This window comes from Flavobacterium sp. 270 (assembly GCF_004368785.1).
GTDB lineage: Bacteria > Bacteroidota > Bacteroidia > Flavobacteriales > Flavobacteriaceae > Flavobacterium.
Map to the genome: position 1 here is coordinate 788,922 of NZ_SODM01000001.1, position 14,497 is coordinate 803,418.

General features: G+C 39.1%; 2 protein-coding genes. Both read right to left on the minus strand.

The features are described 5' to 3' along the window. Window positions 1–4 precede the first annotated feature (4 nt). A complete protein-coding gene (locus tag EV144_RS03395) occupies window positions 5–13,405 on the minus strand; it encodes a gliding motility-associated C-terminal domain-containing protein (RefSeq protein ID WP_134146193.1) in 13,401 nt (4,466 codons plus the stop codon). 189 nt (window positions 13,406–13,594) lie between these two features. After that, window positions 13,595–13,816, minus strand: coding sequence for a hypothetical protein (locus EV144_RS03400; RefSeq protein ID WP_134146195.1), 222 nt, complete (start codon window positions 13,814–13,816; stop codon window positions 13,595–13,597). Between the last annotated feature and the right edge of the window lie 681 nt (window positions 13,817–14,497).

The following is a 14,497-nucleotide window of genomic DNA, read 5'->3' on the forward strand; positions in this document are numbered from 1 at the left end:
AAGCTTATCTCATAATAGATAACCAGCCTTTTTTAACCGTTCCATCTCCAATGGTTATCACATAAAAATAAGTACCTGTTGGCAGCATATCTCCTCTATTAACAACTCCGGAAACATTGGCTGTTCCGTCCCAATCGTTTTCATAATGTACTTTGCTGTATACTAATGCACCGTATCTGTTATAAACTTTCAACTCGTTATTTGGATGTGTTTCGATACAGTCGATTCTGAACAAGTCGTTGGCTCCGTCATTATTTGGAGTAAACTCATTGTAAACTGTTAAACATATTGGTTCAACAGAAGCCGAAGCTGAATTGTTTGATGCATCAACATCTAATGGAGTTGAGATTTCTACAGTTGCCACATTTAGATAATTACCGCTTGGTAATACTTCAGCCACAATGGTTAACGTAACACTTTGTCCAGCATTTAAAGTTGGAATTGTCCAAAGCTGTGTTCCGTTATCGTATGTTCCTAAAGTTGTAGAAGCACTTATTAAATCATAACCACTAGGCAATAAATCACTAACTATTGTATTAATAAAACTACCTTCTCCAACATTGTTTACTGTTACAGTAAAGGTTACATGATCACCAAAATTAGGTGTCGGATTGTCTACTGTATTGGTAATTGTTAGATCAGAACATGTAGCAACGGTAACGTTTAATGTTTTAGTCGTTGTTTCGTCGCAGGTGTTAACGTAAGTAACTTTAACTGTACCTGGACCAATATCAGACCATGAAACTGTTACAGATCCGTCTGCGTTTCCGCCTCCAGAAGTAATGGTTCCGTTGGTAACTGACCAAACATAATTTGATTTTCCGTTTGCTATTGAATAAGTCACTCCTTGGAAAACACATGGTGTATTATCTGTAGAAGTAAGCTGTACTAAAGCATCGTTTTCAAAAGCAATTGTTATTGCTAATCTTGCCGCGCTGTCACAACCATTTGTTGTATTGCTTAAAGCTCCTGCATAATATGTTCCAGCTACAAGTGGCGTATTTGCCGCTAATGCTGTTCCTCCAGTTGCAGCAGAATAGAATACTACATTTGGCTCATTTACCAATATATTCGCTATTGTTGGTATTTTTGATAAACAGAATGTTTGTGTTGTTCTAGGTGTTGTAACAGTACCCGGAGTATTAACAATTACATTGACTGCTAATCTTACTGGATTTTCACATCCTATTGCACTTGAAACTGCACCGTAATAAGTACCAGTTGCTAAAACTGTTGCTGATGGAAGTGCTGTTCCGCCTGTTGCTGTTGTATACCAAATTACATTTGCTTCATTTACCTGAATATTACCAACTATTGGCGCATTTAGCGTACAGAAGTTTTGAGTAGCTGCATTTGTAGTTGGTGTTGCACTTGGGTTAACAACTGTAACATTTACTTGTAAACGTGTTGTGCTTTCACAACTTGTCAGCGGATCTATAATGTTTCCATAATAAACTCCTGTTGTTAATGCTGTTGTTGCAGGAATTGCTGTTCCGCCAGTTGCTGTACTGTACCAAACTACATTGGTTTGATTTACCTGAATACTTGCAATTGTTGGTGCATTTACTGAACAGAAAGATTGTGATGCATTGTTGGTTGTTGGATTAATTGTGTTTCCAACTGTAACAGTTACCATTAATCTTACTGAACTTTCGCAGCCTGTTACCGGATCTTTTATAGCGCCATAATAAACTCCTGTTGCTAAAGCTGTTGTTGGAGCAATTATTGTTCCGCCTGTTACAGTAGCATACCATACTACATTCGCTTCGTTTACCTGAATATTTGAAACTGTTGGATTTGTTCCTGAACAGAAAACCTGAGTTGCAGCAGTTGTTGTAGGCGTTGCAGGATTAGTTACTGAAATAGTAACAGCTAATCTTACATTGCTTTGACAACCTGTTGTTGCATCTAATAATGCAGCATAGTAAATTCCATTTGCTAATGCTGTTGTTGCCGGAATCGCTGTTCCGCCTGTTGCAGTGCTGTACCAAACCACATTTGTTTGATTAGTTTGAATATTTGCCACTGTCGGCGCATTCACTAAACAGAAATCTTGTGTTGTATCTGTTGTAGTTGGCTTTCCTGGATCGGTTACTGAAATCGTAACGGCTAATCTTACATTGCTTTCACAGTTTGTTACCGCGTCTAATAAAGCAGCATAATAAACTCCGTTTGCTAAAGCTGTTGTTGGAGCGATTGCTGTTCCACCTGTTGCAGCAGCATACCAAACTACATTGGTTTGATTTACCTGAATGTTTGCAACTGTTGGTGCATTTACTAAACAGAAATCTTGTGTTGTATCTGTTGTAGTTGGTGTGCCCGGATCGGTTACAGAAATCGTAACGGCTAATCTTATTGAACTTTCGCAATTTGTAACTGCATCTAATAATGCTGCATAATAAATACCACTTGCTAAAGCTGTTGTCGCTGGAATCGCTGTTCCGCCTGTTGCTGTGCTGTACCAAACTACATTAGTTTCATTAGTTTGAATATTCGCAACTGTTGGCGCATTTACTAAACAGAAGTCTTGTGTTGTATCTGTTGTTGTAGGCGTTGCAGGATCGGTTACAGAAATCGTAACAGCTAATCTTACATTGCTTTCACATCCCGTTACTGTATCAACTAATGCTGCATAATAAATTCCGCTTGCTAAAGCTGTTGTCGGAGCAATTGCTGTTCCACCTGTTGCAGAAGCATACCAAACGACATTTGTTTCGTTAGTTTGAATATTGGCAACTGTTGGAGCATTCACTAAACAAAAATCTTGTGTAGTATCTGCTGTTGTTGGTGTTCCCGGATCATTTATTGTTACGGCTATTGCTAATCTTACAGTGCTTTCGCAGTTTGTTGCTGCATCAAAGATTGCCGCGTAATAGTTTCCGGTTGCTAAAGCTGTTGTTGTTGGAATTGCTGTTCCGCCTGTTGCAGCGGTGTACCAAACTATTGTTCCTACAGCCGGTGCATCAATTTGAATACTCGCAACTGTTGGAGCATTCACTAAACAAAAATCTTGTGTAGCATCTGCTGTCGTTGGTGTTCCCGGATCATTTATTGTTACGGCTATTGCTAATCTTACGGCACTTTCACAGTTTGTCGCTGCATCAAAGATTGCCGCATAATAATTTCCAGTAGCTAAAGCTGTTGTAGTTGGAATTGCTGTTCCTCCTGTTGCAGCTGTGTACCAAACTATAGTTCCTACTGCCGGTGCATCAACCTGAATGTTTGCCACTGTCGGTGCCTCTAATAAACAGAACTCTTGTGTTGCATCCGCAGTTGTTGGTGTACCTGGATCGTTTACTGTTACAGCTATAGCTAATCTTACAGCGCTTTCACAGTTTGTTGCTGCATCAAAGATTGCTGCATAATAATTACCCGTTGCTAAAGCTGTGGTTGTTGGAATCGCTGTTCCGCCTGTCGCAGCTGTGTACCAAACTATTGTTCCTACTGTTGGTGAATCAACCTGAATGTTTGCTACTGTCGGTGCTGCTAATAAACAGAATTCTTGTGTCGCATCTGCTGTTGTTGGTGTTCCCGGATCGTTTACTGTTACGGCGATTGCTAATCTTACAGCACTTTCACAGTTTGTTGCTACATCAAAGATTGCTGCGTAATAGTTTCCAGTAGCTAAAGCTGTTGTAGTTGGAATCGCTGTTCCGCCTGTTGCAGCTGTGTACCAAACTATTGTTCCTACTGCTGGTGCATCTATTTGAATGTTGGCAACTGTCGGAGCATTCACTAAACAAAAATCTTGTGTAGTATCTGCTGTTGTTGGTGTGCCAGGATCATTTACTGTTACGGCGATTGCTAATCTTACAGCACTTTCGCAGTTTGTAGCTGCGTCAAAGATTGCTGCGTAATAATTTCCAGTAGCTAAAGCTGTTGTAGTTGGAATCGCTGTTCCGCCTGTCGCAGCTGTGTACCAAACTATTGTTCCAACTGCTGGTGCATCTATCTGGATATTGGCAACTGTTGGCGCTGCTAATAAACAGAACTCTTGTGTAGCATCCGCTGTTGTTGGTGTTCCCGGATCATTTACTGTTACGGCTATTGCCAGTCTTACGGCACTTTCACAGTTTGTTGCTGCATCAAAGATTGCTGCGTAATAGTTTCCAGTAGCTAAAGCTGTTGTTGATGGAATCGCTGTTCCGCCTGTTGCAGCTGTGTACCAAACTATGGTTCCAACTGCTGGTGCATCAATTTGGATACTCGCAACTGTCGGAGCATTCACTAAACAAAAATCTTGTGTAGTATCTGCTGTTGTTGGTGTTCCCGGATCATTTACTGTTACGGCTATGGCTAATCTTACAGCACTTTCGCAGTTTGTGGCTGCGTCAAAGATTGCTGCATAATAATTTCCGGTTGCTAAAGCTGTTGTAGCTGGAATCGCTGTTCCGCCTGTTGCAGCTGTGTACCAAACTATTGTTCCAACTGCTGGTGTATCTATCTGGATATTGGCAACTGTCGGAGCTGCTAATAAACAGAATTCTTGTGTTGCATCTGCAGTTGTTGGTGTTCCCGGATCGTTTACTGTTACAGCTATTGCTAATCTTACAGCACTTTCGCAGTTTGTTGCTGCATCAAAGATTGCTGCATAATAGTTTCCAGTAGCTAAAGCTGTTGTTGTTGGAATCGCTGTTCCGCCTGTTGCAGCTGTGTACCAAACTATTGTTCCAACTGCTGGTGTATCTATCTGGATATTGGCAACTGTCGGAGCTGCTAATAAACAGAACTCTTGTGTTGCATCCGCAGTTGTTGGTGTTCCCGGATCATTTACTGTTACAGCTATTGCTAGTCTTACAGCACTTTCGCAGTTTGTAGCTACATCAAAGATTGCTGCATAATAATTTCCGGTTGCTAAAGCTGTTGTTGATGGAATCGCTGTTCCTCCTGTTGCAGCTGTGTACCAAACTATTGTTCCAACTGCTGGTGCATCAATCTGAATGTTGGCAACTGTCGGAGCATTCACTAAGCAAAAATCTTGTGTAGTATCTGCTGTTGTTGGTGTTCCCGGATCGTTTACTGTTACGGCTATGGCTAATCTTACAGCACTTTCGCAGTTTGTTGCTGCATCAAAGATTGCTGCGTAATAATTTCCTGTAGCTAAAGCTGTCGTTGTTGGAATCGCTGTTCCGCCTGTTGTAGCTGTGTACCAAACTATTGTTCCAACTGCTGGTGTATCTATCTGGATATTGGCAACTGTCGGAGCTGCTAATAAACAAAATTCTTGTGTAGTATCTGCTGTTGTTGGTGTTCCCGGATCGTTTACTGTTACGGCAATTGCTAATCTTACAGCACTTTCGCAGTTTGTTGCTGCATCAAAGATTGCTGCATAATAGTTTCCAGTAGCTAAAGCTGTTGTTGTTGGAATCGCTGTTCCGCCTGTTGCAGCTGTGTACCAAACTATTGTTCCAACTGCTGGTGTATCTATCTGGATATTGGCAACTGTCGGAGCTGCTAATAAACAGAACTCTTGTGTTGCATCCGTAGTTGTTGGTGTTCCCGGATCGTTTACTGTTACAGCTATTGCTAGTCTTACAGCACTTTCGCAGTTTGTTGCTGCATCAAAGATTGCTGCATAATAATTTCCGGTTGCTAAAGCTGTTGTTGATGGAATCGCTGTTCCTCCTGTTGCAGCTGTGTACCAAACTATTGTTCCAACTGCTGGTGCATCAATCTGAATGTTGGCAACTGTTGGAGCATTCACTAAACAAAAATCTTGTGTAGTATCTGCTGTTGTTGGTGTTCCCGGATCGTTTACTGTTACTGCTATGGCTAATCTTACAGCACTTTCGCAGTTTGTGGCTGCGTCAAAGATTGCTGCATAATAATTACCGGTTGCTAAAGCTGTTGTAGTTGGAATCGCTGTTCCCCCTGTTGCAGCTGTGTACCAAACTATGGTTCCTACTACTGGTGTATCAATCTGGATATTGGCAACTGTTGGAGCTGCTAATAAACAGAATTCTTGTGTTGCATCTGCAGTTGTTGGTGTTCCCGGATCGTTTACTGTTACGGCTATGGCTAATCTTACAGCGCTTTCACAGTTTGTAGCTGCATCAAAGATTGCTGCATAATAGTTTCCTGTTGCTAAAGCTGTTGTAGTTGAAATCGCTGTTCCGCCTGATGCAGCTGTATACCAAACTATTGTTCCTACAGCCGGTGCATCAACTTGAATACTAGCAACTGTCGGTGCTGCTAATAAACAGAATTCTTGTGTTGCATCCGCAGTTGTTGGTGTTCCCGGATCGTTTACTGTTACGGCTATTGCTAATCTTACAGCACTTTCGCAGTTTGTCGCTGCGTCAAAGATTGCTGCATAATAATTACCGGTTGCTAAAGCTGTTGTAGTTGGAATCGCTGTTCCGCCTGTTGCAGCTGTGTACCAAACTATTGCTCCAACTGCTGGTGCATCTATTTGGATATTGGCAACTGTTGGAGCATTCACTAAACAAAAATCTTGTGTAGTATCTGCTGTTGTTGGTGTTCCCGGATCGTTTACTGTTACGGCGATTGCTAATCTTACAGCACTTTCACAGTTTGTTGCTGCATCAAAGATTGCTGCATAATAATTTCCAGTTGCTAAAGCTGTTGTAGTTGGAATCGCCGTTCCGCCTGTTGCAGCTGTGTACCAAACTATTGTTCCAACTGCTGGAGTATCTATCTGAAGACTGGCAACTGTTGGAGCTGCTAATAAACAGAACTCTTGTGTCGCATCCGCAGTTGTTGGTGTTCCCGGATCGTTTACTGTTACGGCTATCGCTAATCTTACAGCGCTTTCACAGTTTGTGGCTGCATCAAAAATTGCTGCATAGTAATTGCCGGTAGCTAAAGCTGTTGTAGTTGGAATCGCTGTTCCGCCTGTTGCAGCGGTGTACCAAACTATTGTTCCTACAGCCGGTGCATCAACTTGAATACTGGCAACTGTCGGTGCTGCTAATAAGCAGAATTCTTGTGTTGCATCCGCAGTTGTTGGTGTTCCCGGATCGTTTACTGTTACGGCTATTGCCAGTCTTACAGCACTTTCGCAGTTTGTAGCTGCGTCAAAGATTGCTGCATAATAATTACCCGTTGCTAAAGCTGTCGTCGTTGGAATCGCTGTTCCGCCTGTTGCAGCTGTGTACCAAACTATGGTTCCCACTGCTGGTGTATCTATTTGGATATTAGCAACTGTTGGAGCATTCACTAAACAAAAATCTTGTGTAGTATCTGCTGTAGTTGGTGTGCCTGGATCGTTTACAGAAATTGTAACCGCCAATCTCACTGAACTTTCACAATTTGTTACTGCATCTACAAGTCCTCCGTAGTAAACACCGCTTGTTAAAGCTGTTGTTGATACAATTGGTGTACCTCCTGTTGGAGATGCATACCAAAGAACTCCCGTTTGATCGGTTTGGATACTTGCAAATGTTGGAGCATCTAATAAACAGAAATCTTGTGTAGTGTCTGTAGTAGTTGGTGTTCCCGGATCACTAACGATAATTACTGCTTCCTGAAGATCTCCTGCTAAATTTTCACAGCTTGTATCGCTTGATACTGCTGCAAAATAAGATATTGGACTCAACGCTTTTGTTAATCCTGTAGCCGTTAAAGCTCCTGTTGTTGCATTTATTGCATAAGTAACTCCGTTAATTGAAGCACCATCTGCAATAGGCAGCGTTTTATTATTATCTAAATACCAAGTAAATATCGGATTTGTTAATGATGTAGTTGGTGTTAATACTCCATCAACATCATGACAAATTACTGCATCATCAACTGTAATATCTGTTGCTGTAGATGGTGGTAAAATTATAAATGTAATTTGTTTTCTATCTGCTGCTGCAGTTTCACAAAATTCATTTGAACTAACTCCAACATAATAAGTATATGTTCCCGGAGTTAAACCGTTTACAGTTAATTGATTTGTTATTGCACCCGGAATTAACTGGCTTGTAGTACCATTAAAACTATACCAGTAATAGACAGGATTTGTTAATAATGGAGTGCCACTTAAGCTTGTTGCTAAAGTTACAGTGCCACTTGGAGAACAAATTGAAGTTGTTGTTCCTCCATTTAAAGTAATGTCTGTTAAGGCATTTACTGGACTTGATGCTCTAACCTCAACGGTTACTTCACCTCTTGCCAAAGCTTCACAACCGTATCTTACAGGCTGAACATAATAAGTATAAATGCCTGCTGCCAATGTAGCCGGAACTGTATAAGTAATACCATTAGCAACGACGTTACCTCCTGTTGGTGCATCATACCAAACGTATGTAGAACAGGCCTCTTCTGGTATTCGTAAGGTGACATCTGTTCCCGGACAAACCGTTACCTTATTATTAGGATCAGCTCCTATTACTTCCGTATTGGCAACTCTTTCAACGGTATGAACTCTTAATTGATCTAATACTCCAACCACTCCTCCTAAACGAATTCTAACTCTATCGTATGGTTCCGGTTGTGAATTTACAAGAACTACAGCCATTGCATTTCCTGTTAATAATCTTAGATTTAGTAATGAACTACTATTATCAATTGGTGTTCCTACTGCAACATTTCCTAAATAGCGCTGTACACTAAATCCTGTAAGTAAGTTTACACCTAAAATAGTTCCTGGTTTTGAAATTACTATTCTTAATGTGTCGCTTACGATTGATGGAGTTTTAAATGCTACGGTTAAATCAGCTGCAGCAAGTGCCCCAACACCGCTGTACATGGTAGCATAAGTTGTAATATCATTATCTGCTACATTCCATGCATCGCTTACCCCAACTGTAGCAGTTAAAGCTCCTACGCCTAAATCTGTTGCTCCATAATAAATATCCTGAATATCTCCAGGCGTACAAGCTACTGTAGCTACAGATTTTGTATAATAAGCGTCAAATACTTTTGTATTTTGAGCAACACTTAAAATTGATGCTGATTGAATTCTAATTCCATCATAATCTTGTGGACCTGTAGCATTTGCAGGAACAAAAGTAAATTCGAATGCACTATCGCCAGACAATAAATTTAAAAGTGATCCTGAAACAGATTGTAAAGCTCCAATATCAACTCCGTTTTTAGTTCCGATTACTGATAAATTTTGTCCTAATGCTACTGCACTATATTCAGATCCTAATTTAATAGTTACTGGAGTTCCTTTTACAATATTAGCCGGCCATTTTAAATCCTGCCAAGTTGTTCCAATACCTAAAAGTCCTACTCCTGTAGTAATTGTAGAGAACGTTTGAGGATTTCCGTCAACCGCAGCTGCTCCGTTTGTTACTGCTCCGGTTATAATTGAATTTGATGTTTGTGTAGTTGCATACACTCTTTCAGTTAATAACTGACAAGTGCTTATATCAACAACATTTACAGTAACAGTACCTGTTCTTGAGCAATTTGCATTACTCGCAACTACTGTATATGTATATACTCCTGGTGTATTTAAAACTCCAGTTGTAAATGCAGGTCCAGTTAAAGCATTTCCTTGCTGATCAAACCAAGCTATAGTTCCGTCTGATGTTGCGTTTAATAACACACTATCTCCTGGATTTATAGAGATTGAAGAAGTTGTGATATTCAAAGTTGGCAATGCATTAATTGTAACTGTTACTGGTAATTTAACAGATGGACAAGTAACGCCGTTACCTTGAGCCTGAATAGAATAAGTACCACTTAAAGTTATATTTGCTGCCTGATCTGCAGTTATTGCATTATTTGATGGATCATAAAAAGTATACGTTGTATTTCCTGTATTATCATACGGTGTAATAGCATCTTTAAGATTTACACTTCCGCATCCTACTAATGGCGCTGCAGCAACTACTAAAGGAGTTAATACAGGATAAGTTACTGTTACTTCTTTTAAATCCCCAGCTGCATTTTCGCAATTTGCTGTAGAAACTACAGAAACAAAATAAGAATATGGTGCACCCGCACCAGTTAATCCTGTTACAGTTAATGCACTAGTCGTTGGGTCAATAGCGTAAGTCTGACCTACAGAACCTGTACCACCATCAACTATTGGAATCGTTTTTGCCTGATCTGCATAATATTTAAATTGTGCTCCGGCAAAAGCTGCCGTTGGAGATAAAACAATTCCTCCTGCACAAGTCGCTTCTTGAGGAGTTGCAATTGTAATATCAGCTGCAGTTCCATAAGGAAGTACAGTTACAGTAACAGGCTGACGAACACTATTAATACATGTTCCTCTTGTTGCTTCTAAATAAAAAGTCGTAGTATTAGCTAATGGCAATGTTGGATTAACAGCTGCTACAGCTCCTCCTGTTGGTGAATCATACCACGTAAATGTTTCAGTTCCTGAAGCAGTAGCTGCCAATGTTGCAGTTCCTCCTGCACAAATAGGCGCAGCATTACCAGTTATTGTCGCATTTGGATATCTGTATGAAGCTCCGTAAATTTTTAGACTTCTTAACAAAGAAACCGTTCCGCCTAATCTAATTTCAATTTTGTTAAATGCTGCTGCAGTTGTAAAACTAGCTTTAAATCTATTTCCTGATAATAATTGTACATTTAATAAATTACTAGTAATATTTACTCTGTCATTATTATAAGTAGTCCCGTTATATGTTGCCAAACTTATATAAGATAAAAGACTTAAATCAAGAAGTCCTCCAGGAACCTCTAATTCTACATCAATAATATCTCCTGCTTCTCCCGGATTCGGAAAAGTTAATGTTTGTTGTATATAACTTCCAAGTAAGCCAACTGTTACAGGTATAGTAAGTGTAGAAGCTGTGTTGATGTTTCCATCTACAGCATTAGCATCATCAGCAGAATTACAAAGTACACATAATAAGCCCGGATCTAATTCTACAAGTTGTGAATTAGGCTGCAAACAATTACTAACTGTATTAATAACAACCACATTTACAGCAGTTCTTACACTGCTTTTACAACCTCCAACTGTATTTCTTGCTTCAACATAATATGTTTTATTAGCCGTTAAAGCTGGTGAAGGAGTAAATGTTTCAATATTAGTAGCCAAAGCAGTTCCACCAGTTGCAACATCATACCAATCGTAATCAACACCAACAACTGGATTTGAAACTTGTAAAGCAACATTTTGTCCAGATTGAATTATTACGTTAGATGATACCACAGTTGGTGCTGCTGGCAATGGAGTAACAATTAGAGGTATCTCAGTTCGTGCAGGCGATATACAAGTTCCAATTACAGCTTCAACAAAATAACTTGTATTTGTTGTTAAAGCTGGAGTTGTAAACGAAGTACCTGTAGTTACTAAATTTCCTCCGGTAGCTGCATCGTACCAATTGTAAGTTGTTCCCACAACCGGTGATGTTACCGTAATGGTAGAAGTTCCTCCAGCACATAAATTTACCGGAGAAGCACTCAATGCAGGTGCAACAGGATCATTAACTAAAACGGTTACAGCAGAACGTTCGCTGTTTACACAACCATTTCTAGTTAATTCAACATAATAAGTTGTTGTTGCTGCTAATGTCGGAGTAGGAAATGCAGCTGTAGATGCTAATGCAGTTCCTCCGGTAGCGGCACTAAACCATTGCACACTTTCACCAACTGCAAGAGCAGCAGTCAAAGTTGTATTTTGTCCGCTGCAAATTGTTTTAGTTCCGGTAATTGCTGGAACTTTATATCTATAAGTAGCCTGATAAATATCTAAGCTGGTCAATACAGTAACTGCAGCTCCAAATCGAATTTCTACACGATCAAAATTTGCTCCGGCTGTTATACTCGCTTTAAAACGATTTCCACTTAATAATTGTAACGTAACCAACGAGTTGTTAGTAATTAAAACTCTATCATTATTATAAGTGGCTCCGTTATAGGTGGCTAAACTCACACCGCCTAATAAGGCAACATCAGCTAAACCACCGGGTAAAGCCAGTTCTACATCAACAATATCTCCTGCTTTTCCAGGATTATTAAATTGAACTGTCTGTTGAATATATCCGCCAAGTAATCCAACCGGAAGTGTCAATCGTGCAAAAGTTGCAGGATCACCATCAACTGAATTATTAGGATCTGTAGAAGTACATAATAAACAAAATCCGTTTGTACTCGTCTGTTGTGCACCAGCTCCTAAACATCCGCCAGGGGAAGTAGTAATAACAGTAACCGTTACCGGAATTCTTGAAGCACTTACACAATTTCCCGTTGCGCTTTGAGCCTCTACATAATACGTTTTTGTAGCTGTTAAAATTGGTGTCGTAAAGGTTGGCATGTTTGTCGCAACTGCTATACCACCTGTTGGCGCTTCATACCAATTTAAAATAACACCCGGTTCAGAAGTCATTGCGTTTAAAATCGCATTTTGTCCTGATTGAATAGTTACACTTTGCGTAAGTACAGTTGGCACTGATGGCACAGCAGTAGCTACTACATTAACCTGAGTTCGGGAACTTAAACAAGTTCCTATTGAGGCTTCGACATAAAAGCTTGTAGTTCCCAAAGGAACTGTTGGCGTATATGAATTTCCTGAAGCTAATGAAGGACCTCCAACAGGTCCTGCGTACCAATTATAAGTAGTTCCTGAAATTGGATTAATTACCGATAAAGTTGTTGATTGTGTAGCACCAGTAGAACATATTGCAGTTCCTGTTGTATTTATCGCTGGTGCTATAGGATTAGAAACATTTATAACAACAGGCAGACGATCATTTCCTTCACAGCTTGTCGCTCTTGATACACCTATATAATAAGTAGTATTAGCTGTTAAATTTGGCGTTGTAAAAGAATCACCTGTTATCAAAGGAGTTGTAGATGTTGCTGAGTCATACCAGGCAATATTAGTTCCTACTGCAGGTGTTGCAGATAGCGCTATTGAAGTTCCAGAACAAATTGTCTGTGCCAAACCTCCTGATACAGTTGGTTTTGCAAAATCTAAACGAACATCGTAAATTCTTAGATTAACTAATAAACTTAAAAGTCCACCGGCCTGAATTTGTATTTGATTGGTATCACCAGTTACAGTAAACCTTACCTGAGCAACTGAGTTACCATTTAGCAAATTCAAATTCAAAATTGGACTATTAAGCGATACGCTTGCGCCAACATTCGTTCCAGACAGCTTGGCCTGAACAGACACATTAGAAAACAAACTCAAATCCAACAAACCATTGCCTGTACCTAGATACATTACAATTTGGTCTCCCGCTTTCGCAGTCTGATTCAGTGTCAAGGTTTCTTGTGCAAAACACGCTAAACCAACTGCATTGGTCAGGGTTGCATAAGTCGCTAAGCCTGCGTCATTATCGTAAGCATTAGCAGGACTATCTACATTTAAACCTACACATAATAATCCGCCAACGCTGTTTGTTTGAGACACAGGTCTGCAAAACGATTGGCCAAACGAATTAGTACATACAAGTAATAAAAATAATAGTCCTAATAATCTCTTCGTGAAGAAGAAATCATAAATAGTAAAATTTTTTTTCATAATTTGGAAGATTAGAAAATGGACAATAAAATACTTGTTGCAATAAGCACGGGTGCTTAAGCAATTATAAAAACATTAAAAATCAATGAGTTAAAACGTAATTAAGAATCTTGGCAAATAAGAATTCAAATTACATTTCATAAAAAATATGTTTTCTGTTTATAAATAAACAGCAGAGAGAGCGTAACTTTATCCTGTCGAAAAAGCAGCAGATTTTACATGATGCCAAACATTTGCTGCAGGACTGTTTACATTTAAACTTACACATAACAATCCGCCTTCACTATTGGCTTTCGGCATAGAACCGTAAAACAATTTGTCAAGTGAATTTACACATTCATGTAATAGAATTAAAAGTCCTGAAAATCTCTTCTGAAAAGCGAGATCATAAAAATTAAATTTCTTTTTCATAATTTGGAAGATTAGAAAATGGACAATATTATGGCCGTTGCAATAAGCAGGAACGCTTAAGCAATTACAAAAACACTAAAAATCAATTAGTTAAAACATAATTTAAAAACTTGGCAAATAAGAACTCAAATTATATTTCATTAAAAAATATTTTATGGTTAATAAAATATTTACCGCATACTTATCCTGTTGAAAAAGCAGCTAAGCTTACATTATAACAACAAGCGTTGGCAGAATCATTTACATCTAATGTTGTACACGATAATTTAGCATGGTTAGTGGATTGCGACATAGAGCCACAAAACGATTGACCAAATAAATTAGTGCATGCAAACAATAAAAGTAAAAGTCCCGATAGCCTCTTTTGAAAGCAGAGATCATAAAAAATAAAGTTTTTTTTCATAATTTGGAAGATTAGAAAATGGACAATATTATGGCTGTTGCAATAAGCAAATAGGCTTAGGCAATCAAAATAAACGTTAAAAATCAATTGGTTGAGATGTAATTTAAAATCTTATAAAATAAGAATTGACATTACATTTCACTTAAAAAAAATGTTATTATGTACAAAAAACACTTAAGAACATATTCATCCTTTCGGAAAAAATAAAAACTTTTAGGGAATATTGATCTAAATCAATCTTCCATCCGGAGTGATTTGTTGTGCATAAATTTTCTAAA